The organism is Alcaligenes faecalis, from assembly GCF_009497775.1.
GTDB classification, from domain to species: Bacteria; Pseudomonadota; Gammaproteobacteria; order Burkholderiales; family Burkholderiaceae_B; genus Alcaligenes; species Alcaligenes faecalis_D.
In genome coordinates this window covers 2,562,736-2,588,264 of sequence record NZ_CP031012.1, presented here as the reverse complement: position 1 = coordinate 2,588,264, position 25,529 = coordinate 2,562,736, and the positions used below count along the sequence as shown (strand labels likewise).

Annotated in this window: 21 protein-coding genes; 16 read left to right on the top strand and 5 right to left on the bottom strand. The window is 57.0% G+C overall.

What is annotated here, in order from left to right; genetic code table 11:
* The first annotated feature begins 8 nt into the window (after positions 1-8).
* The 6 genes from ccoO (at position 9) to DUD43_RS12005 (ending at position 3,836) form a co-directional block, all read left to right on the top strand.
* Positions 9-668 (top strand): cytochrome-c oxidase, cbb3-type subunit II, encoded by a 660-nt coding sequence (gene ccoO / locus DUD43_RS12030; protein ID WP_153230479.1) that lies wholly within the window; start codon positions 9-11, stop codon positions 666-668.
* Positions 669-842: a cbb3-type cytochrome oxidase subunit 3 gene (locus tag DUD43_RS12025; RefSeq protein ID WP_153230478.1), complete on the top strand. Its 174-nt coding sequence runs from the start codon at positions 669-671 to the stop codon at positions 840-842.
* Entirely contained in the window at positions 839-1,756 is a 918-nt protein-coding gene (gene ccoP, locus DUD43_RS12020) for a cytochrome-c oxidase, cbb3-type subunit III (RefSeq protein WP_153230477.1), read from the top strand. Before DUD43_RS12025 ends, ccoP begins: the two co-directional genes overlap by 4 nt.
* A gap of 37 nt (positions 1,757-1,793) precedes the next feature.
* Entirely contained in the window at positions 1,794-3,293 is a 1,500-nt protein-coding gene (ccoG, locus tag DUD43_RS12015) for a cytochrome c oxidase accessory protein CcoG (protein ID WP_153230476.1), read from the top strand.
* An 18-nt stretch (positions 3,294-3,311) separates the two neighbouring features.
* Positions 3,312-3,515, top strand: a complete 204-nt coding sequence (locus DUD43_RS12010) for a FixH family protein (RefSeq protein WP_153230475.1) — start codon at positions 3,312-3,314, stop codon at positions 3,513-3,515.
* A gap of 66 nt (positions 3,516-3,581) precedes the next feature.
* Entirely contained in the window at positions 3,582-3,836 is a 255-nt protein-coding gene (locus tag DUD43_RS12005; protein WP_153230474.1) for a hypothetical protein, read from the top strand.
* Between the two features lie 141 nt (positions 3,837-3,977).
* On the opposite strand, the gene DUD43_RS12000 is transcribed toward DUD43_RS12005, so the two are convergent.
* The gene (locus DUD43_RS12000; protein ID WP_009455938.1) at positions 3,978-4,706 is read right to left on the bottom strand and encodes a helix-turn-helix domain-containing protein; all 729 of its coding nucleotides are present in this window, start codon (positions 4,704-4,706) and stop codon (positions 3,978-3,980) included.
* Positions 4,707-5,030: 324 nt separating this feature from the next.
* Here DUD43_RS12000 and clpB point away from each other — a divergent pair, with 324 nt between their 5' ends.
* Positions 5,031-7,622 (top strand): ATP-dependent chaperone ClpB, encoded by a 2,592-nt coding sequence (clpB, locus tag DUD43_RS11995; protein WP_153230473.1) that lies wholly within the window; start codon positions 5,031-5,033, stop codon positions 7,620-7,622.
* 317 nt (positions 7,623-7,939) lie between these two features.
* Here the strand turns inward: clpB and DUD43_RS11990 are convergent, their stop codons facing one another.
* Positions 7,940-8,638 carry an epoxyqueuosine reductase QueH gene (locus DUD43_RS11990; protein ID WP_153230472.1) on the bottom strand — a complete coding sequence of 233 codons (699 nt, stop codon included), beginning with the start codon at positions 8,636-8,638 and terminating at the stop codon, positions 7,940-7,942.
* 102 nt (positions 8,639-8,740) lie between these two features.
* Positions 8,741-11,497, bottom strand: coding sequence for a bifunctional [glutamate--ammonia ligase]-adenylyl-L-tyrosine phosphorylase/[glutamate--ammonia-ligase] adenylyltransferase (gene glnE / locus DUD43_RS11985; protein WP_153230471.1), 2,757 nt, complete (start codon positions 11,495-11,497; stop codon positions 8,741-8,743).
* A gap of 102 nt (positions 11,498-11,599) precedes the next feature.
* Here glnE and DUD43_RS11980 point away from each other — a divergent pair, with 102 nt between their 5' ends.
* Positions 11,600-15,205: a YhdP family protein gene (locus tag DUD43_RS11980; protein WP_153230470.1), complete on the top strand. Its 3,606-nt coding sequence runs from the start codon at positions 11,600-11,602 to the stop codon at positions 15,203-15,205.
* Between the two features lie 96 nt (positions 15,206-15,301).
* Positions 15,302-16,177: a class A beta-lactamase gene (bla, locus tag DUD43_RS11975; protein WP_153230469.1), complete on the top strand. Its 876-nt coding sequence runs from the start codon at positions 15,302-15,304 to the stop codon at positions 16,175-16,177.
* A gap of 32 nt (positions 16,178-16,209) precedes the next feature.
* On the opposite strand, the gene DUD43_RS11970 is transcribed toward bla, so the two are convergent.
* Together DUD43_RS11970 and DUD43_RS11965 are read right to left on the bottom strand one after the other, a co-directional pair.
* On the bottom strand, positions 16,210-16,890 hold the full coding sequence (locus DUD43_RS11970) for a GntR family transcriptional regulator (protein WP_153230468.1): 681 nt from the start codon (positions 16,888-16,890) through the stop codon (positions 16,210-16,212).
* The gene (locus tag DUD43_RS11965) at positions 16,883-17,317 is read right to left on the bottom strand and encodes a 4-vinyl reductase (protein ID WP_228125783.1); all 435 of its coding nucleotides are present in this window, start codon (positions 17,315-17,317) and stop codon (positions 16,883-16,885) included. The genes DUD43_RS11970 and DUD43_RS11965 overlap by 8 nt, the downstream gene beginning before the upstream one ends.
* 238 nt (positions 17,318-17,555) lie before the next feature.
* Between DUD43_RS11965 and DUD43_RS11960 the strand changes: the two genes are divergently transcribed.
* From DUD43_RS11960 to DUD43_RS11930, 7 genes are all read left to right on the top strand, one after another.
* Complete coding sequence (locus tag DUD43_RS11960; RefSeq protein WP_228125968.1) at positions 17,556-19,076, top strand: ABC transporter substrate-binding protein; 1,521 nt, start codon at positions 17,556-17,558, stop codon at positions 19,074-19,076.
* 82 nt (positions 19,077-19,158) lie between these two features.
* On the top strand, positions 19,159-20,172 hold the full coding sequence (locus DUD43_RS11955; protein WP_153230465.1) for an ABC transporter permease: 1,014 nt from the start codon (positions 19,159-19,161) through the stop codon (positions 20,170-20,172).
* Positions 20,169-21,053, top strand: coding sequence for an ABC transporter permease (locus tag DUD43_RS11950; RefSeq protein WP_153230464.1), 885 nt, complete (start codon positions 20,169-20,171; stop codon positions 21,051-21,053). The genes DUD43_RS11955 and DUD43_RS11950 overlap by 4 nt, the downstream gene beginning before the upstream one ends.
* Positions 21,053-22,939: an ABC transporter ATP-binding protein gene (locus DUD43_RS11945; RefSeq protein ID WP_153230463.1), complete on the top strand. Its 1,887-nt coding sequence runs from the start codon at positions 21,053-21,055 to the stop codon at positions 22,937-22,939. Before DUD43_RS11950 ends, DUD43_RS11945 begins: the two co-directional genes overlap by 1 nt.
* A 32-nt stretch (positions 22,940-22,971) precedes the next feature.
* Positions 22,972-24,285 carry an aromatic ring-hydroxylating dioxygenase subunit alpha gene (locus DUD43_RS11940; RefSeq protein WP_153230462.1) on the top strand — a complete coding sequence of 438 codons (1,314 nt, stop codon included), beginning with the start codon at positions 22,972-22,974 and terminating at the stop codon, positions 24,283-24,285.
* Positions 24,286-24,290: 5 nt separating this feature from the next.
* Entirely contained in the window at positions 24,291-24,884 is a 594-nt protein-coding gene (locus DUD43_RS11935) for an aromatic-ring-hydroxylating dioxygenase subunit beta (RefSeq protein ID WP_194273386.1), read from the top strand.
* 7 nt (positions 24,885-24,891) lie between these two features.
* A complete protein-coding gene (locus DUD43_RS11930; protein ID WP_194273385.1) occupies positions 24,892-25,512 on the top strand; it encodes a flavin reductase family protein in 621 nt (206 codons plus the stop codon).
* Positions 25,513-25,529: the final 17 nt, after the last annotated feature.

Here is a 25,529-nt window from a genome sequence, read left to right as displayed (position 1 = left end):
AGTAAATCATGGCTAATGACACTAACAAGCGCTTTTCGCACGCCACGATCGAGAAAAACACCGGGCTGCTGATCATCCTGAGTATCTTGGTGATTTCCTTCGCTGGCCTGGTGCAGATCGTACCTTTGTTCTTTCAACACTCGACCACCCAGCCTACCGAAGGCATTCAGCCTTACGAGCCGTTAAGGCTGATGGGTCGCGATATCTACATCCGTGAAGGGTGTGTGGGCTGTCACTCGCAGCAAATTCGTATGCTGCAGTCCGAAGTGCAGCGCTACGGTCCTTACTCGCTGGCGGGTGAGTCCGTGTACGACCACCCCTTCCTGTGGGGTTCCAAGCGTACCGGTCCTGACCTGGCTCGTGTGGGTCAGCGCTACAGCGACGAATGGCACCGCATTCACTTGCGCAACCCACGTAACGTGGTCAAAGAGTCCAATATGCCTGCCTACCCATGGCTGCAGAAAAACTCGGTGGAAGGCGAAAACATTCAGGACCGCATGAATGTCCTGCGTACCTTGGGTGTGCCTTACACGCAGGAACAAATTGATGCTGCTCCTCAGGAGCTGGTAGGCAAGACCGAAGAAGACGCGGTGGTTGCTTATCTGCAAGGTCTGGGCGTAGCCAGTCGCGACGCAGCCGCCAAGGCTGTGGAGCAGGGGAGCCACTAAATGTTAGCCATCATCAACGCTGTTGTGACCGCTTTGGCGATGGCTACCTTCCTTGGCATTTGCTGGTGGGCGTTCTCTCGAGGACGCCGCCAGGCCAACGAAGAAGCAGCGCTTCTGCCTTTCGCCTTGCCCGACGAGGGAAGTAACGATAAAAACCCTGGGGGTTCCGAATGAGTGACTTTTTTAATAATGGCTGGAGCCTCTGGATCTCCGGTATCGCCTTGCTGGGCATCGTGTTTTGCTTGTGGCTGCTCTTTACCCAGCGCGCATTTCTGGGCAAGACCGTCGACGTAGAAGAAACCGGCCACGTTTGGGACGGTGACCTGACCGAACTGAATACACCCGTGCCACGCTGGTGGACCGTGATGTACATCGGTTTGTGTGTGTTTGCCTTGGGTTATCTGGTGCTGTACCCCGGCCTGGGCAACTTCAAGGGCACGCTGGGCTTTAGCTCCGGCCAACAGGTCAAGCAGCAACAGGCCGAGATCAATGCTCGCCTGGAGCCTGTGTACGCCCGTTACCGCGAAATGCCTATCGAAGAGATCGCTCGCGATCAGGAAGCCCGCGAAATTGGTCAGCGTTTGTTCCTGAACAACTGCGCCCAGTGTCACGGCTCCGATGCACAAGGTGCTCCCAGCTTCCCTAACCTGGCCAACAAAGCCTGGTTGTGGGGTGGCGAGCCCGAGCAGATTCTGCACACCATTACCGAAGGCCGTACCGGGATGATGCCGCCACAAGCGCAATTCACCCCCGCTCAAGCCTCCGATGTGGCTCAGTATGTGCGTTCCTTGTCCGGCCTGGCTGCAGATCCTCTGCGTCTGGTTGCTGGTAAACGTGTCTATGACAGCGCATGTTTTGCCTGTCACGGTGCGGATGCCAAGGGCAACACGCTGTTGGGCGCTCCTGACCTGACTGACGATTACTGGCTGTATGGCAGCTCCGAAGCCACCATCGTTCAGACCGTCCTGCAGGGTCGTACCAACCAGATGCCGGCTCAGAAAGCCACTCTGACTCCTGAGCAGATTCGTTTGCTGGCTGGTTGGGTCTGGGGCTTGTCGAATAATGCCGAGCCTGCCCAGGCTAACTAATGTGTTTTAAATTGATCTGACGCCTTCAGGACTTGCAATGAGTAGTGATTCTTCCCAACCGAGCGCTGATACCGCGCAGGGAACTGTGCCCAAGTGGCAACCTCCACGTAACACCAAGGGAGCGGGTGGAACCTCTCCGCAAGTCGAGAAGGCGCTGGTCGATGTGCGCAGCAAAATCTATCCACGATCCGTCAAGGGCGTATTCGCCCGCTGGCGGATCTGGATGGTGTATTTCACGCAGATCATTTTCTATGGTCTGCCATGGCTGGAATGGCACGGCCGTCAGGCAGTGCTGTTTGACCTGCTGGAACGCAAGTTCTACATCTTTGGCATGATTCTGTGGCCCCAGGACGTTATCTACCTGACGGTGCTGCTGCTTATATCTGCCTTCTCCTTATTCCTTTTCACCGCCATGGCCGGCCGCTTGTTCTGTGGTTATGCCTGTCCGCAGACGGTCTACACCGAGATCTTCATGTGGGTCGAGCGCAAGGTGGAAGGTGACCGTCTGGCGCGTATCCGCCTGGATGAACAGGCCTGGAACGCCCGCAAATTACGTCTCAAGGCAACCAAGCACTTCCTGTGGATTGTGATTGCCTTGTGGACCGGCTTTACCTTTATCGGCTACTTCGCGCCTATCCGTGAACTGGGTGGTGAACTGATCGCCTTGTCCCTGGGCCCCTGGCAGTGGTTCTGGCTCTTGTTCTACGCCTTTGCCACCTGGGGTAACGCAGGTTTCATGCGCGAAGCCGTCTGTAAGTACATGTGCCCCTACGCGCGTTTCCAAAGTGCCATGGTGGACAGCGATACCTTTGTGGTTACCTACGACTTCGTGCGTGGTGAAACCCGAGGCGGTCGATCTCGCAAGATTGACCATAAAGAAGCCGGCATGGGCGATTGTGTGGACTGCAGCCTCTGTGTTCAAGTCTGTCCGACCGGCATTGATATTCGTGATGGCCTGCAATACATGTGTATTGGCTGTGGTGCCTGTGTGGACGTCTGTGATCAGGTCATGGACAAGATGGGCTACGAAAAGGGCCTGATCCGCTACACCTCGGAACGTGCCATTAAAGAGCGCATGACGCAGCCGCAGGTGCGACGTCGCATGCTGCGCCCGCGCGTGCTGTCTTATATCCTGATTCTGGCTGTCATTTGTGGTGCCTTCGTCTATACCTTGGCAACCCGGACACCGATGCGTGTGGACGTGATCCGCGACCGTGGCGCGTTGGGCCGTGAAGTGCCCGGCGGCATGATTGAAAACGTGTTCCGCCTGCAAGTCATCAATACCTCGGAAGAGGCGATGGAGCTGCAGTTGTCCGTCACTGGTCTGGAAGGCGCACGCATTCATTTGACCGAGAACGGCCAGGATCACATTCATGTGGCACCTGCTGGCAATAGATTGTTGCCGGTCGTGGTGCAAGTCCCAATTAGTAGTGCCAAGCCAGGCCTGTATGGTATTTCCATCCAGGCAGTAGGCGAGCATGAAGGGGGCCGCAAGACCTACGTGAACGAACGCAGTAGTTTTTATATTCCTCAGTAACTTTATAAAGAGCAAAACATGGACGAATCAAAGGACAGTGGACCCTGGTGGCGTGAACCGTGGCCCTGGTTGCTGATGGCCGGACCGGCTCTGGCTATCGTGGGCTGCGTCATTACTATTGTGTTGGCCTTTCAGAACTTCAGTAACCAGGGAGTTTCGGACGGCGGCGTCAAGCAAGGTCTGGTTGTCACCAAGACAGAGCCTGCCCGCGAGCAGCGCTAAGAGCAGTTGATTCACCGTTACGCTAGGGTTGAGAGAAGTATGTTTCCGTTCAAGAAGGGGGTACGAATGACCATCCGATCGTTGATGTGGATACTGTGGCCTTCATTCCTGGTCGCTGGGGTACTGAGTGCAATTGTGTTTGCGTTGGTGGACCCGTTGGACATCGTTGTACTTGGACATATGCAAGTAGATCGACTGACCTTTTATACGGTGGCGTTTTTTCTGTTCTGGGTGGCCGCTTCGGTGGCTTGTACGCTTAGCCTGTATATGTCCTCTGGTTCGCCAGCGGTACTGGCTGAACCGGCAGACAGTCTGGACTGATTCGGACAAGCGCCAGGAGATAAAAAAGCACATGCAAATTGCATGTGCTTTTTTTTGTGCGCGTCTGGCGCTGGGGAGCGATACAGCAGGCCGTAGAGACGTTCGGCGGCCTGCCTGAGCCCTAGGCAACAGCCAGGTGATTTAGTCGCACTCCGTGCCTGCCAGCGTGCGCAGGGCGGCCAGGTCCAGCAAGTGGACTTCGCGCTGGGAGATTTTCAGCAGACCTTCGCGCGCAAAACGCGAGAACAGGCGGCTGACGGTTTCCAGCGTCAGGCCCAGGAAGTTGCCGATTTCTTCGCGGCTCATGCGTAGAATGAATTCGTAAGGGGAGTAGCCAAGCAGCGACAGGCGCTGGGACAGGTTCAGCAAGAAGGCAGCCAGGCGCTGTTCGGAACGCAGTCCGGCCAGGGTCATCATCAGTTGATGCGCACGGTTGATTTCCTTGCTCATCAGGCGACGGAACTGTTGCTGCAAGATAGGCAACTGGGCCGACAGGCGGTCCAGATCATCGAGGCGGATCACACAGACTTCGCTGTCTTCCAGGGCGATGGCATGGGAGACATGGCGATTTTCAACCAGGCTATCCATGCCCAGGATTTCTCCTGGTAATAAAAAGCCCGTAATCTGGATGTGGCCGGTGGAATCTTCCAGCTGCATCTTGATCGAACCAGAGCGCAGACCATAGATTCCCTCGACTGAGTCGGCCAGTCGAAACAGCACGCCGCCCTTGGGGATGCGGATGCGCTCCTTGACTAATTCGTCCAACCGCTCCATTTCATGCTTAGGCATCCCAAGAGGTAGACACACCTCATTGAGCATACAGCTGGAGCAGCGTATGGAGTCAGCGGTAACCGAGATACGTTTTTGCATAAGGAATAATGTCAGATGGCGAAACGCTAAATCTTTGAGTCAAATCAAGTGTAATTGTAGCTTTTTATTGGTTGGTATTCCCGCTAATCCTTAATATGTTTAGTTCTTAAGGCCCGCGCCACGCGGGAAGTGGCTCCCCATGCCGGGTACAGCGCACTGTAACTACCCCTGCCATGTTGTTGTTTAAAAGCGATCTAAACACTTGAATACTTGGTTTTTGTCCTTATCTTCAATTCATCCTGTTATTTGTTGCGAGATCTGGGCGAGCAGTATTTGGTAACTGTTTGCTTTAGCTGATCGCATATTTTCTGAAGTGAAAATTCTATGCGAATCGATAAATTGACAACGAAGTTTCAACAGGCTTTAGCGGATGCGCAAAGCCTGGCTGTTCGCGAAGACAACCCCTATCTGGAACCCGCCCACGTACTGGTCGCCTTGCTGGCTGATGCTGATTCTGGCACCGGCAGCTTGCTGGCCCGTGCGGGCGTTGCCATTCCCCGTCTGGAAAACGAGCTTAACCGCCTGATCTCCAATCTGCCCAAGGTACAAGGGGCGGAAGGTCAGCAGCAGCTTAGTTCGGCCCTGCAAGCGGCTTTGGCCAAAACCGACAAGGAAGCCGCTCAGCGCGGTGACACCTATATCGCCAGCGAATTGTTCCTGCTGGCCCTGGCCGATGACAAGGGTGAAACTGGTCGTGCTCTGCGTGATGCCGGTTTGCAGCGTCGTGCGCTGGAAGCCGCCATTGAAGCCGTACGCGGTGGTGCCAATGTGAATGACGCTGAAGGTGATAGCAACCGTGAGGCGCTGGACAAATACACCACAGACCTGACCGAGCGCGCCCGTTTGGGCAAGCTGGACCCGGTGATTGGCCGTGACGACGAAATTCGCCGCACGATCCAGATTCTGCAGCGTCGTACCAAGAACAACCCCGTGTTGATTGGTGAGCCTGGGGTGGGTAAGACCGCCATTGTGGAGGGTCTGGCGCAGCGTATCGTGAACAACGAAGTGCCCGAAACCCTGAAGGGCAAGCGCGTTCTGGTACTGGATCTGGCCGCTCTGCTGGCCGGTGCCAAGTACCGTGGCGAATTTGAAGAACGTCTGAAAGCTGTCTTGAAAGAGCTGTCCAAGGACGATGGCAAAACCATTGTCTTCATTGACGAGCTGCACACCATGGTGGGCGCTGGCAAGGCCGAAGGTGCCATGGATGCCGGCAATATGCTCAAACCCGCCTTGTCGCGTGGCGAGCTGCACTGTATTGGTGCGACTACGCTGAACGAGTACCGCCAATACATCGAGAAGGATGCCGCTCTGGAGCGCCGTTTCCAGAAGGTGCTGGTGAACGAACCTGACATGGAGTCCACGATTGCGATTCTGCGCGGTTTGCAGGAGCGCTACGAGCTGCACCACGGTGTTGCGATTACCGACCCTGCCATTGTGGCCGCGGCCGAGCTGTCGCAGCGTTACATTACGGACCGCTTCCTGCCCGATAAGGCCATTGACCTGATCGACGAGGCCGCTGCCCGTATCCGTATGGAGATCGACTCCAAGCCCGAGGTCATGGACAAGCTGGATCGCCGCATCATTCAGTTGAAGATCGAGCGTGAAGCCGTCATCAAGGATACGGACGAGGCCTCTCAGCGTCGTTTGCAGGCCATCAATGACGAGATGGAAAAGCTGCAGCGCGAGTACAACGACTACGAAGAGATCTGGAAAGCCGAAAAAGCGGCCGTCCAGGGCTCGCAAGTCGTTAAAGAGGAAATCGAGAAAGTCCGTGCCGAAATGGCCGAGTTGCAACGCAAGGGTCAGTTCGACAAGTTGGCCGAGCTGCAATACGGCAAGCTGCCCGAGCTGGAAGAGCGTCTGAAAGCGGCCGAAGCCAATATGGACAAGGCGGATCAGGACAAACCTCGCTTGCTGCGTACGCAGGTCGGTGCCGAGGAAATCGCGGAAGTGGTTTCGCGTGCAACCGGTATTCCTGTGTCCAAGATGATGCAGGGCGAGCGTGAAAAGCTCTTGCAGATGGAAGACTACCTGCACAAGCGTGTGGTCGGCCAAGGTGAGGCAGTACGTCTGGTGTCGGATGCTATCCGTCGCTCGCGTGCGGGTCTGTCTGATCCGTCCCGCCCTTATGGTTCCTTCCTGTTCCTGGGGCCAACTGGTGTGGGTAAGACCGAGCTGACCAAGGCATTGGCCAACTTCCTCTTTGATTCCGAGGATCACATGATTCGTATCGACATGAGCGAATTCATGGAGAAACACTCGGTGGCTCGTTTGATCGGGGCGCCTCCCGGCTACGTGGGCTACGAAGAGGGCGGTTACCTGACCGAGGCCGTGCGTCGCAAACCTTATTCGGTGATTCTGCTGGACGAGGTAGAGAAAGCGCACCCCGACGTCTTTAACGTGCTCTTGCAGGTGCTGGACGACGGTCGTTTGACTGACGGTCAAGGTCGTACAGTGGACTTCCGTAATACGGTAATCATCATGACCTCCAACCTGGGTTCGCAGCATATCCAGCGTTTGTCAGGTGAGCCTTACGATGTGATCAAGGAAGTGGTGTGGGAAGAGGTGAAACAGCATTTCCGCCCCGAGTTCCTGAACCGTATTGATGAAGTGGTGGTGTTCCACGGTCTGGAAGCAGAACACATCGAGTCCATTGCTCGTATCCAGCTTGAACGTCTGGATCAGCGTCTGGCTCAGCGTGACATGCATCTGGAAGTCAGCGAGGCTGCTTTGGCGCAGTTGGCCAAGGCCGGGTTTGACCCTGTGTTCGGTGCACGTCCTTTGAAACGTGCCATCCAGCAGCACATTGAAAACCCGGTGGCTCGCCTGATTCTGGAAGGCCGCTTTGGTCCTAAAGATGTGGTGCCTGTGGACTGGAAGGACGGCGAATTTACGTTCAGCCGCAGTATCCAGTAATCAGCAGACGCTAATTACTGTTGTGCTGGTGAGCGTTGAGCAGTAGAGATGACCAGCACATGCAGTAAATCGTAGTTGAAACAGCAGTAAAAAAGCGCCTTGGGAAACCAGGGCGCTTTTTCTTTGGCTCTACGGAGTGTTTCAAGCCTGGGTTGCTTTACCTCTGATCTGTGTCACCCACTTGGGTTTTGGCAAAGACAAAGCTATCCAGAATCTTGGTGTGGCTCATCGGTGTCATGTTCGTATAAGGGACATCTGGCAGGCGGAGGCTGTCTTGGCCAGGTGTACTGAGTCCGTAAAGACCGTACAGGTCTTGCTTAGGCATTCTCTTGAACCGGTGCCGGAGGCGGAGTCAGGTCCAGTTCATCCTTGCCGTAGAACTTCACACCGATCTCGACACGAGGGCGGCCTTGCGAGCGGCGGTGACGGTTGGTGTCGCGCAGCGAGTACACGCAACCGCAGTATTCCTGCTGATAGAAGTTCTCGCGTTTGCTGATTTCCAGCATGCGTTGCGAGCCGCCACCTTTGCGCCAGTTGTAGGTCCAGTACTTCATCTCCGGATAACGGGCTGCAGCGCGTTCGCCACAGTCGTTGATCTGGTTCATGTCTTTCCAGCGCGAAATACCCAGCACGCTCGAGATGATGTCGTAGCCATTTTCATGGGCGTAGAGGGCCGTGCGCTCAAAGCGCATATCAAAGCAGACGGTGCAGCGCTCGCCACGCTCGGGGGCATGTTCCAGGCCGCGTACACGTTCAAACCAGTTATCCACGTCGTAATCGGCGTCAATGAACTCGATGCCGTGTTCTTCGGCAAAGCGAATGTTTTCCTGCTTGCGCAGTTCGTACTCGCGGGCCGGGTGGATATTGGGGTTGTAGAAGAAAACGGTGTATTCAATCCCCGAGGCGTGCAAGGCCTCCATCACCTCGCCCGAACAGGGGGCGCAGCAGGAGTGCAGCAGCAATTTCTCGCGCTTCTCCGGCATGGTTAAAACTGGACGATTGAGCTGAGTGGACATGAATCTGAATCCGAGAAAAAAGGCGTCCCGAGTCGGTCGCACAATAAATCAATGCGACTATTGTAGATTCTTGGCAAAGTTTAGTGAAATCAATCTGTTGCCTTAGTACCCCAGGACCTCGTCCCATAGACGCGTAACGGCCTGCCGTTCCTGAGTCAGCTCGGTTTGCGGCACACGGGCTTTTTCTGCCCCTTCCAGACGCAAAGCGTGCTGACGACGGCGCAGGGCACGGTAGGCGTCGGCCACTTCCTGGGCATGGTCTACCGCAATCAGGCCCGCCTGTGCGGCAATGCCCAGCAAGGCGATATTGCCCAGGTTTTCCAGCAGTTTGGGATGCTCACGACTATGGCACAGCACCAGATACTGGGTGATGAACTCCACGTCCACCATGCCGCCACGGTCGTGTTTCAAGTCAAACAGTTCGCTGCGGTTGGGGTGTCCGGCGCTGATCTTGTCACGCATGTCCAGAATGTCAGCGCGCAGTTTGCGACGGTCACGCTCCATCAACAGGATGGAGCGGCGGATTTCATCGAAACGTTCCTTGATCTGGGCATCCCCGGTCACAAAACGGGCGCGGGTAATGGCTTGATGCTCCCAGGACCAGGCGCTGCGGGTTTGATACTGCTCGAAAGCATCCACGCTGACAGCCAGCAAACCCGCATCACCATCCGGGCGCAAACGCAGGTCAATATCGTAGAGGCGGCCAGAGGAGGTCATGGCTGATAACCAACTGGTCATGCGGCGAGCCAGTTTGATGTAGCGCTCCACATTGTCCTGGCTGGGATCGTCGTACAGAAATACCAGATCCAGGTCCGAAGCGTAGCCAATTTCCTTGCCGCCCAGCTTGCCGTAGGCAATGACGGCAAAGCGGGGCGGAGTGTCGTGTTCGGGGCCCAGACTGCGGGGGCGCGTCAGAGGCCAGGTGCGCTCCAGCGTTTCGGCCAGCATCATGTCGGCCAGGGCCGAGAGCTGGTCGGCCAGAGCCTCTACCGTCAACACGCCTTCCAGATCCTGAGCCAGCAATTGGAAGGTGATCTGGTGCTGCCAGTCGCGCATCATGTTCATTTGCTGTTCGACATCGGCCTGGCCATCGGGCAGGCGGCACGCGTCCAGATCGCGGCACATTTGCTCGGACAGGGCGGCAAAGTCCGGAATCTCCATCAGCGAATGCCATTCGATCAGGCTGTCCAGCAGGAGCGGGTATTGAGCCAGATACTGCGCGGCCCAAGGGCTGGCCGAGACAATACGGGCAACACGGGCCAGGGTATCGGGGTATTCAGCCAGCAAAGCCAGATAGGCACTGCGCTGGGCAATCAGCTCGATCAGGTTGAAGAGCCGGGTCGCCGTCATTTCCGGGTTTTCGGAACGATAGGCGTAGTCCTCGGCCAAGGGGATCAAGCGCTGGACGCGATCCAGGCTGGCATTGGGCAGGCTGCGCAGGCGATGGCTGTTCAGCAGGGCCTGACGCAATTGTTCGATGCGCTCCTGCAAAGCCTGATCTTGCTCGGCGCTGTTGACTTCGGGGGCGGGGGCTGCCGCTGCAGGAGGCTCGGCACTGGCTTCTTCGCCCATACCGGCCAGACGGAAGGCGTTGCGGAAGGTGTGCGACACAAACTTTCTGTGCTGGCCTAGCTGGTCGTCGAAATCGGCCAGGCTCAGGCCCAACGTGGCCGCCAGCTCGGTGCGCAGTTCTTCGTCCTGGGGCAGCAAATGGGTTTGCTCGTCCTCACGGTACTGCAGGCGGTGTTCGACACGCCGCAAGAAGGTATAGGCGGCCAGCAGCTTGTCGCAGACCTCCTGGTCCAGCAGACCGGCTGCGCATTGACCGCGCAGGGCCTTGTGCAGGCTGGGTGTTTGCAGGGAAGGCTGTCGTCCACCGCGAATCAGCTGGTTGAGCTGAACCACAAACTCAATTTCTCGAATTCCGCCGTCCCCCAGCTTGATGTTGTGCCAGGTCTCCACGCCATTGCGGTTCAGGGCACGACGTGTCCAGTCCTGACGGATGCGTTCGCGCAGGCCGCGCAGGGCAGACAGGGCATCAAAGTCAAAATACTTGCGGTACACAAAAGGGGTACGCAGCGCTTCGAAGTGATGCACATCTCCAGCGCTGCGGCTGCCTTCAAAGGCCTGGGCCTTGATGGGACGAGCCTTGATCCAGGCATAGCGCTCCCATTCCCGGCCTTGGTTGACCAGATAGTTTTCCAGAGCCTGCATGCTCCAGGCCAGTGGCCCGGAATCGCCGTCCGGGCGCAGGCGCAAGTCGGTGCGAAACACCTGGCCGAAGGCGTCCGTATCGGACAGCACGGGCATCATGCGCTGGGTAACTTTGCCGTAAAACTCGTGATAGCTCAGGGGGCGGCGACCATCGGTTTCGCCGTCCTCGTCGTAGAGCATGATCAGGTCAATGTCGGAAGAAACGTTTAATTCCCCCCCGCCCAGCTTGCCCATACCCAAAATAATCATCTCCTGGGGCAGGCCAGTTTCCGAGTTTTTAGGAATACCGTGGATTTCCGCCAGTTGCTGCGCCACGGTTTCATAGGCTTGTGCCACGGCCAGATCAGCCAGGCTGCTCATGGCCTGCATGACTTCGTCCAGCGGCGCCAGGCCATTGATGTCGCGGATCATCAGCACCAGAAAGACCCGCTCACGCAGTTGGCGCAAGGCCTGGCGCACTTGTGCCAGACGATCATTCTCGGGTTCGGGCAGCAAAGTCCTATACCATTGCGTAATCAGTGCGGGGGTGACAGGGTGCTGGGCTTGCTCTTCCAACCACGTTCCAAATTGTGGCTGAGCGTTTACTTTTCGACGCAAGGGGCCGGACCATTGCATCACGGGCTTCAATATAATGGACTGGCTCATACGATAAGAGGCTTTTCGGATACGGGGGGGAACGACAAGTGAAATGACTTGTCTGACTAGGCCGGAAATGACCGCATCTAACTATACTCGGGAATTGATTGCATGGTAGTTCGAGGGCTTGTGCGACTGGCGCTGGTGCTCTATTTTGCGCTGATGCTAAGCCTTGTCGGGCTACGTTATTTGCTCGTGCCCCAATTGGATAATCTGCGTCCCTATCTGGTGCAGAAAATCAGTGAACAAACCGGCCTGCAAGTCCAGATTCAAGAATTAAAAGGCGACTGGCAGGGTTGGAATCCCCATCTTTCCGTGACGAACCTGTCGCTGGCAGAGCCAGGGCAGGAGCCCATGTTGCAGTTGCCCAAGCTGCAAGCCGATATCAGCTGGAAGTCCTTGTTCAGCGGTTCGCTGCAATTGCGTCAGCTGGATGTACAAGGTTTGACGATTCCTGTGCGGCGTGACCCCCAGGGCCAGATTCTGGTGATGGGCCAAGTACTGGATCTGAATGATGACAGTGCCCCGTCAGAACCCGAAGCCTGGCAAGGGCCGGTTCGCTGGCTGCTGGAGCAGCGTGGCATTCGTATTCAGGGGACGTCCTTGCAATGGCAGGATGATCTGCGTGGCGCGCCTGCCTTGAATCTGCCTTCGATTGAATTGCAGATTGGCTACAGACAGGGCTGGCACGAGGTGAATCTGGCCACGGCCTTGCCCGCTGATCTGGGCGAGTCCCTGGCTTTGGCCTTGCGTGTGCAGGGCAAACGTCGTCTGCCAGAAAATGTGGATGTGATGGACCTGCCCTGGGAAATGACCGTGCAGGCTAAAGGGGTGGATACTCCCGGGCTGCGCCCCTGGCTGGATGTGCCTGTGGCGCTGGATAAGGGCTGGGTCGATGTGCGTGCCCAAGCCAGTCAGCCCAAGGCGGCCCAGACCATACAGATGCAGCTGGCCGCCCAATTGCGCGATGTGGCCGTGCTTACTGAAAGCGAAGACCGTTTGCAACTGCAGCAAGCCAGTCTGGAACTGGAGGGGGGGCTGAATGACTTGCAGGCGCTGGCTCAAGGCAAGCAAAGCGGTGATGTGCAGTGGGCGCTGTCGATGAAGGGTTTTGGTCTGCGTGTGCCGGATTTGTTTGCCCAATATCTGGCGGTGGATCAGCTCAATGCCCAAGGGACAGCCCATCGTGACGAGCAGGCCAGACTCAGCGTCAGCAAAATGAATCTGGCTTTGCGTAATCCTGATCTGGATGCGCAATTAACGGGCAGCTGGCGCGAGGATGCCAAGTTCGAGGCCGGTGTAGCGGACTGGCAGGGGCAATTCAAGCACCTGAATCTGGCGGCCTTGGTGAATTACCTGCCTTTGACGGTCAACCCTCTGGCGCGTGAATGGATGCAGGCTGGACTGGTGCAGGGGGCGGTACGAGACGGGACAATCCGGCTGCAAGGTGGCCTGGATACTTTCCCATATGGCTTGAGCCCGGAGGATGGCAGCTTTGAAGTGGCCGGGGCTTTGGATCAGGGGATTGTGGATTATCAGCCCGCCCGCCCCAAGCGTTTGGCCTGGCCGCGTCTGGAAGGCGTGCAGGGCAGCATACGCATGCATAACGACAATCTGGATATTGTGGCCCAGCAGGCACGTATGCCTATCGCCAAGCAGCAGGATATTGTGCTGCGCGATATTCAGACCCATATCACGTCCCTGGAGCAAAACAGCTTTCTGAAGCTGGAAGGCGTGTCCCAGGCACCGGCGACCAGTTACCTGGCCCTGGTGCATCAGTCTCCCCTGAATGCTTTGCTCGATGGCTTGCTGGCCGACAGCCGCGTCAAAGGGGATTGGACCGTACCCGTCAAATTGCAGATTCCTTTGGATAATGCCGACGATGCCCAGGTACAGGGCCAAATCCAGATGAACAATGGCGAGTTTCAGTACATGCCTGAAGCTCCTTCGTTTACGGCGTTGAAGGGCGAGCTGGCTTTTAATGAAAAAGGCGTCAGTGCCCAAAGCTTGACGGGCAAGATGCTGGGCGGCGACACCCAGATCAGCGGTGTGCTGGAGCCCGGCAAGCCCGGTTTGCGCCTGAGTGGTGTGCTGACAGCCAAAGGTCTGGAACAGTATCTGGAGTTGAAGGGCCTGCAGCGTTTGCAGGGTCAGACTCCCTATAGCGTGTTGATGAAGCTGGACGCCAAGGGTTCTTTTTCTTTGGGTGCCGAGTCCGATCTGACGGGTTTGGCACTGAACTTGCCTGAACCTTTCCACAAGCCTGCCGAGCGCGCAGCCAAATTGAAGGCGGACTGGAGTAGTGACTCCGCCGCCAAGATGGATCGTTTGCAGATCAGCTTGGAAGATAGACAGACCTTTTTGCTGAACCTGCTGCATGCTCAAGGTTCCCGTCAGGGTAGTTACTTTCAAAGTGGCAGCATGGGAACGCCGGGATTGGTGAATTGGCCTCAACGCGGCCTGCAACTGCATAGCCGCTATGACCGTATGGATCTGGATGCCTGGGAGAGGGTGGTAGAGGAGTTCGGCCAGAATCTGGATGGCAGTCCTTTGACTCCCTCGGCTCGTCCCTTGCTGCCTTTGCTGGAGCGGGTGCGTCTGAATGCGGATCAGGCATTTTTCAGAGGGCAACTGTTGGACCGTCTGGAAATGGAAAGCACGGAAGATGCTGCTGGCAGACTGTTTCTGAGCATGAAGGCCAAGCAGGCTGAAGGGCGCTTGCAAGCGCAGCATCAAGGTGGTCGTTACACCGGCATGTTCAATGCCAATTTCTCCCGCTTGTACATTGACGGTGGCAGGCCCGACTGGGCTTGGGCCGACGCCGATTTGCCCATGAATGATGAGCTGCATTTGCCTGCGATCTCCTTCAAGGTGGATGATTTGCAGATTCATGGCGTGCGCTTTGGCAAGCTGGAAGCCAAGGGCAAGCCGGCCGCAACAGGGAAAAAGTGGACGCTGGAAAACTTTTCCTTGAATGCCCAGGGTATGCAGCTGCATGGTTACGGCTCTTTGGCCTTGAGTGGGCCACAGCGTGGGCTGGAGCTGGTGGCCAATAGCCAGGTAAGCAATTTGGGGCAGTTTGTGGATGTCAGCGGCTTGCTGACCGAGTCCATCAAGGATGGTGACGGCACGGTGCAGGCGGCCTTGTTCTGGAGTGACTTCCCCTGGTCTTCTGACAAGCGCAATATCCGCGGTCAGTTCAATGTGGATTTGCGCAAAGGGCGCTTTATCAGCCTGAAATCGCGCTCGGCCAAACTGCTGGAGTTGTTGAGTTTGCAGTCTATCTCGCGCTTGAGCCGCCTGGATCTGGACTTGTTTGGCGCGGTGAAGGAAGGCTTTGCCTTCGATAGCCTGACCGGACGCATGAACCTGTCGCAGGGCAAGCTGGAGCTGGATAACTATCAGATCAAGGGCCCGGCGGGGGCGATCAGCCTGAAGGGCTGGATTGATATCTGGGACGAGACGCTGGATTTGATTGCGGTGGTGGACCCGAATCTGGATATGAGCGGCGCGGCCATTGCCGCCTACTTCACCGTCAATCCGATGGTGGGAGTCGGGGCCTTGCTGACGCAGTGGCTGATGCAGATTCCGATGAGCAGCCATTTGTCTGTCACCTATGCGGTGACGGGCAAGATTGATGATCCGCAGTTGAAAGATCTGGATGCCCCTGCGGTCAGCACCGCGAAAAAAGAGAAGCCACCGCGGATTGAGCCTTGATCCTAGGCGCCTGATCCAAAGCGGTTTTGCGTGGGGCTGCGTCAGGTTCTCAGCAAGATTTTTCCGTGTTTTAACCCTTATGCAAAGGATGGGCCGATGAGCGCACATAGACTGAAACGACTGGCAGCGACCTTGATCGTGGCGGGTCTGTCTTTCCATGCTATTGGGGCGGAAACCCATCCTGTGGCTCAGGCTGCACAAGAGCTTGAGCAGTCCTTGCAGGCCCGTGTTGGTCTGGCTGTACTGGACACGGCAGACGGGCAGTGGTGGCAATACCGTGCCGATGAGCGTTTCCCCATGGCCAGTACCAGCAAGGCCTTGATCTGTTCGGCATTATTGGCCCGAGGACCGGGCGCCATGAAGACGGCTTGGCTGGTCAGGGAAGAGGCCATTCAGTCGTATGCACCCACGGCAGAAGACCTGATAGGGCAGTACGTGCCAGCGTCGCACTTGTGTGCGATCACGATGCGCAACAGCGACAATACCGCCGCCAATGGGGTTCTGGAGATGCTGGGCGGGCCCGAGGCGATCACGTCCTTTCTACGCAGCGTGGGTGACACGGTGACGCGTCTGGATCGCAACGAGCCCAGCCTGAATGAAGCTACACCTGGTGATCCGCGGGATACAACAACCCCGCAAGCCATGGTGCGCACCTTGCAGAATCTGGTTCTGGGCGATGCGCTTAAAGCACCAGATCGTGATCGTTTGATTGACTGGTTGCGCCATAACGAAGTGGGTGGGCCTTTGCTGCGGGCTGGTGTTCCGGAAAGCTGGGCGGTGGCAGACCGAACCGGGGCAGCCGCTTATGGCACACGCGGGGTCGTGGCGGTGATGTGGCCCCCTGAACGTGCGCCGCTGGTGGCCGCCGTCTACATCACGGAAACCAAGGCTTCTATGGAAGAGCGCAACGCGGCCATCGCCACGATTGGCAAGGCCATTGCAGCGGCGGTGGATCAGAAAACACAGCCCTGATCACCGGGCAGACACCGGCGGCGGCAGGATGCCTAGCCGGTCTGACGCTCCAGCATTTCATCCAGTGTCGCGTAATAGCTCATGGACGCATGGCGCAGGTTCGTGCGTACATGCTCGCGCGCCTGTTCCGGGTCTTTGTCCAGAAAGGATTGCAGAATGCCACGGGTGGCCTGCATGGACAGCTCCCGATAGCGCGTATCGCGCAAAGTGGCCAGACGCACGGCTTCCACGTGATCGCTTAGACGCAGAATCATGGTGCTCAAGTGCGGGTTGGGGCAGAGCGTGATCCAGCTTTCCCGAAACGCATCGTTGGCAATCATGTATTGCATGGGGTCTGCGGCGGCGTGGGCCTTTTCGGCTGCATTGGCGGCCTTGTTCATCAAGGCCAGCCCCTCCAGACTGGCTTGCAGGCAAGCGGCGGCAGCCGCTTCAGGCTCCAGCAGCATTCGTATTTCAAAAATCTGTGCAATATCGGCCGGGGTGAAGCGCCGCAGCATGAAGCCGCGTGATGTGCCCTCCAGCAATCCTTCGTTGGTCAGTTGCAGCAAGGCTTCGCGCACAGGCATGCGCGAGACTTGCAGTTCAGCAGCAATTTCATGGTCAACCAGACGGTTGTCATAGCTGATGTCGCCACTGCGCATGCGGCTGCGCAGGTGCTTGTAGACCTGCTGGCGTATGTTCAGTTTGGGGGCGGCAGGCTGGTTTTTATTCATTGGTTTTGGGCAAGACGGTGAACAGGCAGTCGGCATGGCGTCCCTGTGCGCAGCAGTGTGTTTCCTGCACCTGGACGGGCTGATCGTAGATCAATTGTCCGACGGCTGTAAGCATACCAACGATAGGCCGGCACAGGGGCTGATCATGGGGGCCAAATCCCCAGGCAAAGGGGCTGTTTTGCACGCGAACCTGCAAAGCTCCTGTGGCCTCTGTTTGAATGTCCCAGTTCCCCCAACCCAGCTGTGCCGAGATATCGGCAATGCTGTCCAGCAAGGCCTGCGGGTCGTGATTGATGGCTTCCCAATACGCCTTGGCGGACAAGCCACCTTGCTCCATCACGGCCTGCCCCAATGCATCCAGCGCCTGCGTTCGGGCGGGTTCATCCAGCCGGCGAAACAGCCCCATCAACACGTCGGTACGCATCATCAAGTAGCGCCGATCGGCGTCCAAAATCTGGCCCTGTGCCGTATCCCAGCTTAATCTGTCTCTGAATTCAGTCATTTTTAAGGAAAAGTATATTGTTTTGTTTTTAGATAATAGATTGATATTAAAGCAAATAAATTATAGGGAAAACCATTATCTATTTAATTTAAGAATAAACTATATACTTTTTCGCAAGGCGGACTAGCGCTGGAATGAAGTGCATAACAAAAGGGGACAAATGGTGAAAGCGTTGCGAAAAAGCGTAATGGGGCTGGCCTTGGGGGCTGCCTTGATGATGGGCTGGGGGACGGCCAGCCAGGCAGCCGGGAGCGAATTGAAAATTGCTTTCCCGGTTGATATTCCGTCCTGGGACCCGACCTCGGTCACCTTTCCGGCGGGTCAGTCGATTTACAAGGCCGTGTTTGATTCACCCCTGTTCGTGGGTGACGATCTGAAGGTGGCACCACGCCTGATCGAGTCCTGGGAATGGGCGGACGAACAAGGCCAGGCCCTGAAGGTGAAGCTGCGCGACAAGGTGAAATTCCATGACGGCAGCGACATGACGGCCGAGGATTTGAAGTTCACCTTCGATCGTGCAATCAACAAGAAAACTCTGGCTCTGAACGGCATGTTGCCCACCCTGAAGTCAGTGGAAGTGACCGGCCCGCTGGAAGCCATTATTCATTTCAGTTCGCCCACGCCAACGGCTCCCAAAGGCCTGGCCTTCTTGTCGGCCTATATCCTGCCCAAAGCTTATTTCGAGAAGGTAGGGGAAGAGGAATTCCTGAAGCGTCCGATTGGCGCAGGCCCTTACAAGCTGAGCGATTATCAACGTGGTTCCCGCATCACCCTGGAAGCTTTTGAGGACTACTGGCAAGGTGCGCCAGACCTGAAGCAGGTCGTGTTTGAAATCGTGCCGGATTCCTCGGCACGCGTTGCTGCGGTTGAGTCCGGTCGGGCCGATGTCTCTGTGCAGATTCCGGTGCGCGAAATTACCCGTCTGGAAAAGAATCCCAAGCTGGAAGCCAAGGTCTACCCGTATAGCGAGATCTACATTCTGCAAATGCCCAGCTATGTGGACAGCTTCAAGGATGTGCACGTGCGTCGTGCCATGAACATGGCCATCGACAAGGCCGGTCTGTCCCGCGCCTTTTACAAAAATGTCGCCCAGCCCTTGTCGGTTCTGGCTACCAAAGGCTCACCCGGCGATGTGCCTGATCTGAATATTCCTTTCGACAAGAAAGCCGCCGTAGAGGAATTGGCCAAAGCGGGTTACAGCACGGAAAAGCCGCTGACCATTACCTTGTACTCCACCAATAACACCTTCCCATCGGACTACGACGTGGCCCGTGCGGTGGCTCAAATGTGGAGCCAGATTGGTGTGCAAACCACGGTTGAGGAAATTACCGTGGCCAAGTATCTGGAGCTGAGCCATTCGTCCAAATTGACGGGTGTGATGCTGTACAGCTGGGCCAATGCAACGGGCGATCCGGAGATTTTCACGGGCCGCATTCTGGATCCGCGCCTGCGTTTTTCCACCTGGAAAGAAGAGCGTCTGGCGGGCACGCTGGATGAGCTGAACCGTCAGATGGACGAGGACAAGCGAGTAGCCGGTTATCAGGCGCTGAATCGTGAAGCCGCGGAACAGGCCTGGAGTCTGCCGGTGTTGCAGTCCATCTCCACCATTGCCTACAAAAAGGGCCTGAAGCTCAATACCTATCAGACGGGCTACATCCTGCCGCAGGAATATTCCTGGCAGTAAGCCTTTCATGCGCCCCGCAGCATCGCGCTGCGGGGTGGTCTACCGGGTTTGACCCGGCGTATTTTCTCCTGCGGTTCTCTTCATGAAAAACGTTTGCTTCCTGATGGCGCGCAAGCTCGTCTTCGTGCTGGTGACGGCGTTCTTGCTGTCCATGATCGTGTTCTTCATGCTGCGCGTCATTCCCGCTGACTCTCTGGGCATGATGCTGCCTCCTTCGGCCACCGAAGCCGATGCGCAGGCGCTGCGTGTTGAGCTGGGCATGGATGGCTCGGCCTTGCATCAGTACCAGGTTTGGTTGAGCGGTGTGTTTCGCGGCAATCTGGGCAACTCCATCTTCTTTCATCAGCCGGTGACGGGTTTGCTGGCCCAGGCTTTACCACCCACGCTGGAGCTGGCCTGTATCAGCTTGCTGATGGCTTTGCTGATCTCTATTCCTGGCGGCATTGTTCTGTATTTGCTGGACAAGAAAAAGATCGAATTTGTGGCCGACTTCGTGCTGGTGCTGCTTCTGTCGGTGCCGTCCTTTCTGTGGGGCATTATTTTGATCGTGGTGTTCGGTGTGCTGTTTCCGGTCCTGCCCTTTATGGGACGAATGGAAGGCACACCAGCCGTAGATGGCGGCACGGGCTTTCTGCTGTTTGACCTCTTGGTACGCGGTCAATGGCAAGCCTGGTGGGATGCCTTCTCGCATTTGCTCCTGCCCGCTCTGGCCTTGGCTCTGGCTTTCAGTCCCATCGTGATTCGCGTGCTGCGCTCCAGCCTGATTGAGACAGCCAATAGCCAGTACGTGAACGTAGCCCGTCTGCGCGGTGTGCCGGAATGGCGAGTGCTGCTGGTGCATATGCTGAAAAACGCGGCCCTGCCTACCTTGACCCTGATCGGCGTGCAATTTGGCTTCTTGTTTGGCGGCACCTTGCTGATCGAAGTCATTTTCTCCTTCCCCGGTATCGGCAATCTGATGGTGCAAGCCATCAAGAACCATGACCTTCCCCTGATTCAGGGCGTGGCTCTGGTGTTCTGTTTGATGGTGCTGGCCGTCAACTTCTGTGTCGATGGCTTGTACAGCGTTATGAATCCACGTCTGAGGTCCACATGAGCGCGCATCCACATTCTTTCTGGCAAGCGCGGCTGCGGCCTGTGCTGGCCCATCCCAAAGTGCTGGTTGGCGGCACTCTGGTCTTGATCTTTGCTTTGGTGGCCTTGTTTGCCCCTTTGCTGGCTCCCAACGATCCTAATGCTCAGGACTTGCTGGCCACGCTCTTGCCACCCGCGTGGCAGGAGGGTGGTCTGGCGCAGTATCCCTTGGGAACGGATGGCCTGGGGCGATGTATTTTGTCGCGCCTGATTTATGGCAGCCGTGTGGCCTTTCAGGTGGCTGTGACCGCTGCCGCAGGGACCATGGTGCTGGGCACGGTGCTGGCTATCTTGGCTGGTTATATCGGTGGCTGGTTCGACCGGGGAGTCAGCTCTCTAGTGGTGCTGTGGATGGCATTCCCGCCCGTGGTGTTTTCCATGATGTTGATGGTGGGCTTGGGCACGGGGCTGTTCAACGTGATTCTGGCCGTGGTGCTGGTGGACTGGACCCGTTTTTATCGCGTGGTTCGGGCCGAAGTTCTGGTGGCGCGCCAGCGTGATTATGTTTATGCCGCGCATTTGCTGGGCTTTTCCCACCTGCGCATCATGTTGCGTGAAGTGCTGCCTAGCGTGGCGCCACTGATCGTCACCTTGTTCAGTCTGCAAATGGGGGTGGCCATTGTGGTTGAAGCCATCCTCAGTTTCGTGGGGCTTTCCGTTCCTTCGGATGTGGTGGCCTGGGGCGTGATGCTGGCCGACGGTCGTGACCAGATTTACCAGGCAGGCTGGGGCCTGATGGCGCCGGTCATTGGCATTGTGTTTGCAGTGCTGGGTTTCAATTTGCTGAGTGATGGTTTGCGCACCACGCTGGATCCTCGGCTCAAGCAACGAGGAGCGCACTGATGAGCGTGCCGATTATTGAATTCAAGCAAGTCAGTGTCTCGGTGCCGGTACAAGGGCAATCGGTAGAGCTGCTGCGCAAGGTCTCGTTTGCGGTGCAAGCAGGCCGCACCTTGGGGCTGGTCGGGGAGTCCGGCGCAGGCAAGAGCATGATAGGGCGGGTGATCTCGGGCATGTTGCCCAGCAATCTGCGCTTGTCCTCGGGCCAGGTCTGTTTTCAGGGCTCAGTGGTCACGGGTGCACAAATGCGCCGTCTGCTGGGTCGCAAAGTGGCCTTTGTGCCGCAGGAGCCCTTGTCCTCGTTGAATCCGGTGCTGACCATACGCCAGCAGATGTTCGAGCACTTGGCTCGACTGGGTATTCCTCGTGCATCGCGCGAGCAATATTGCCTGGAGCGTCTGCATGAAGTGGGTCTGCCTGATCCGCCGTCCATGCTGGGGCGCTATGCCCATGAGCTTTCGGGCGGGCAGTGCCAGCGTATCCTGATTGCCATGGCCTTTTCCGGCGACCCGGAACTGATCGTGGCTGACGAGCCTACAACGGCTTTGGATGTGATTACCCAAGCGCAAATTATCCGCATTTTGCGTGATGTGCAGCAGCGCCATCAAACCGCCGTGATTCTGATCACCCACGATCTGCGTATGGCTGCCCACGTCTGTGATGAGGTTGCCGTGCTGTATGCCGGGGATGTGGTCGAACAAGGTCCCGCCGCGGATGTCTTGGATACTCCTTTGCATCCTTATTCCTGGGCCTTGAAGAATGCGACGCCAGCATTGAATGGCCCTTTGTATGCCTTGCCGTCACTGGCCGACATCATGCCGGGCCTGAAAGACATGCGGGATCTGCCGGGCTGCCGGTTTGCTCGCCGTTGTCCTACGCGTAATGCAGCCTGTGAGCAGCGTGCGCCAGAGTTGGAGGCGGTGAAGCCCGGTCATTGGGTAAGCTGCGCCGGTCCCTGCATGACGCGTGATGTGGCGGCGCAAGCCCAGCTGCATGTCCTGCCGCAAGGGCCTTCTGAAGAGTCCGCCCCGCTGGTGGAATTTCAGAATGTGGAGCGCAGCTACCGAGTGACACGTAATGGCCGTCGCAGCCTGATGTATGCCTTGCGGCCCCTGTCCTTGAGCGTGCGCCCTGGCGAGATGGTCGGCGTAGTGGGGGAAAGCGGTAGTGGCAAAAGCACCGTCGCCCGTTTGATGGTGGGCCTGTTGCAGCCCAGCGGTGGGCAAGTGCTGGTGCAAGGCCAGTCCCGCGAGCAGTTTGCCAAAGGGCAGGGCGAGTCCTTGTCGCAGACGATTCAGATGGTGTTTCAGGACCCGGATTCGGCCTTGAATCCACGCCGCAGCGTACAGCAGTTGGTAACGCAGGTACTGGAGTTGCAGCCGGGGATGACACCTGAGCAGCGTCGTCAGAAAGCCGACGAGTTGATGGCGCAGGTGGGCATTGCCCAGGATGCGGGTTTGCGTTTCCCCTCGGAACTGTCTGGCGGGCAAAAGCAACGCGTGAACATTGCTCGCGCCTTGTGTGTGCAGCCGCGTCTGCTGGTGGCGGACGAGATTGTGTCCGGTCTGGATGTATCGGTGCAGGCGCTGATTTTGAATCTCTTGCTGCGACTGAATAAGGAATTGGGCGTCGCAGTGGTGTTCATCTCGCACGACTTGTCCGTGATTCGCTATTTGTGCACACGAGTACTGGTGATGAAAAACGGTGAAGTTGTAGAGCAAGGAAATACTGCCGAGGTGTTTGCCGACCCGCAGCATCCCTATACCCGTCTTTTGCTGGGCAGTGTGCCGCCGGATGATTCCAGCCAGATCTGGCCTGCGCCTCTGGATTGTCCATCCCAAACCGTGGGTGAGGCTGCACCCGCTTTAGTACCCGCTATGGCGGTCTGAATCCCGTTTTACTCGTATTTACAGGAAGCACTATGAGTTATGCCAATAACGAGGCCGCCTTGTCGGGCCTGACCCAGGACCATCAGGTCCATCGGGATGCCTATCTGGACGAGGACGTCTTTCAACTGGAAATGGAACGGCTGTTCAGCCGTGCCTGGCTCTACGTGGGCCATGAAAGTCAGGTGCCCAAGACGGGCGATTATGTATCGGTGACCTTGGCGCAAAGCCCCGTCATCATGCTGCGCCATAGCGATGGCTCGGTGCGGGTGGTGATGAACCGTTGCGCCCACAAGGGGGCCAGGCTGGTCAGCGAACCCAGCGGCAATGTGGGCAAGATGCTGCGTTGTCCGTACCACGCCTGGACCTACAAGCTGGATGGCTCGCTGCTGGCGGTGCCGCTGAAAAACGCCTACGAAAACACGGAGTTTTCGCAATGCCCGGCTGCGGGCGGCCTGTCTACACCGGGGGCGGTAGAAAGCTATCGCGGCTTTGTGTTTGCCCGCCTCAGCAAGGAAGGGTTCAGCCTGCAAGAGTATTTCGGTGATGTGCTGCAGGCCTTGGACAATATGGCGGATCGCTCTCCGGAAGGGGAGTTGCAGGTGGCAGGCGGTTCGATTCGTACCGTCATCAACTGCAACTGGAAGATGTACATGGAGAACATCAACGACACCGTGCATCCCATCTCCACGCATGAATCGGCCTCCAGCTCGGCAGCCAAAGTGGGTGAAGTGTTCAAGGAAGAGGACCCCACCGCGCTGGAGCAATTGCTGCCCTTCGGTTCGGGCTACGACTTCTATTCACGTATGGGCGTGGAAACCTACCCGAACGGGCACAGCATTCTGGGCACCAAGTTCAGCATTCATACCGATTACTCCGGGATTCCGGGCTACGAAGCCATGATGAACGAAGCCTGGGGCGAGGAGAAAGCGGCTCGGGTGCTGGGTTTCAATCCACAAAACGTGGTGTTTTACCCCAGCATGGCGGCCAAGGGTTCGCCGCAGATTATTCGTGTGTTGCGACCTTTGGCTGTAGACCGAACCTTGCTGGAAGTGTGGGTGTTTCAACCCAAAGGGGCACCGCGTGAAATGCTGGATCGCGGGCTGACTTATAGCCGTCTGGTTTATTCGCCCATGAGCGTTGTTGCCCATGACGATGTGCATTTGTTCGAGAGCCAGCAAGCCAGCCTGAAAGCCCAGGGTAATCCGTGGGTGAATCTGCTGCGTCAATACGATGCGCAGGAAGGTGAGCAGGGCAAGGGCACCTTTGATGACGCGAATAATGAATGGGTCATACGCAACCAATACCGTGCCTGGAAGCAAGGCATGAAGCAGCAGGAGCAGGAATGATGGGGATGGAGCAAGAACAGGGCCAGCGGAATGGTCAAGTACAGCATGAGTTGCAAGAGGGGCAGCAACAATTGAATTCGCAGCAAAGCCAGGAACAAGGCCAGCATCTGGAGCAAACGACGAGCCTGCAACAAAGCCTGCAGAGCTTTGTATGGCAAGAGAACGCCTTGCTGGACGAGGGTCGTTTTGACGAATGGTACGAGCTATTCGCGCAGGATGGCCTGTACTGGATTCCCGGTGAATCCGGCCAGGAAAGCCCGGAAGGGCGCATGTGCATTGCCTTGGAAAACCGCATGTTGATGCGCTTGCGTATTGACCGCTTGTCGCACCATCGTGCCTTTTCCTTGCAACCCGGCGTGCGCGGTCTGCGTGTGATTCAAAACCCGCGCGTTCAGTCCGAACACCCTGACGAGGACGGCTGCTATACCGTGCGCACCAATCTGATTTATTCAGAGTATCAGAAGCAAAAAACCGAGGTTCTGCCCGCTACTGCCTCCTACCGTTTGCGCGCCGTCGATCAGGCTTGGGAGATCGTGGAGAAGCGGGTGGACCTGTTGAGTGTGGATGGTTATTTACCCACCATTCAGCTCTTCATTTAGGCCGCCTATGCACACGACTGACACATCATCCAGCTATCGCAGTCTGTCTTGCGAGGGCATGGACGACAGCATGGCCTACCGCCTGCTGACGTCCCTGATCGTGCCACGTCCCATTGCCTGGGTATGTACCTTGGAGGAGTCGGGCAGTGTGAATCTGGCACCCTTCAGCTCCTTCAATTACGTGGCACACAGCCCGCCCATGCTGGCGATCAATATCAACCGTAATGATGACGGTAGCTTGAAGGATACGGCCCGTAATTTGCAGGCCAACAAAGAATGTGTGGTGCAGTTATGCCGCCAGTCTGATCTGGCGGCGGTTCACGCCAGTGCGGCTGCCTTGCCACCTGGTCAGAGCGAGGTAAAGGAGTTGGGCATGAATCTCGTGCCCAGCCAGTATGTGCGCGTGCCTCGCCTGGGTGGGGCAGCGGTGCAGATGGAATGCAAGCTGGATCAGGTAGTGGATTTGGGGCATGGCGTGAACCAGCTGCATATTCTGGAAGTGCTGGCTTTTCATGTTGATTCGTCCTTGATGGACGAGAAGGGGAAAGTAGATCTGGAGGTGTATCGGCCTTTGGCTCGGTGGGCTGGGCCGTATTATGCACAGCGTGGGGATATTTTTCTGCCTTGATGTCCTGGCTTGGTTCA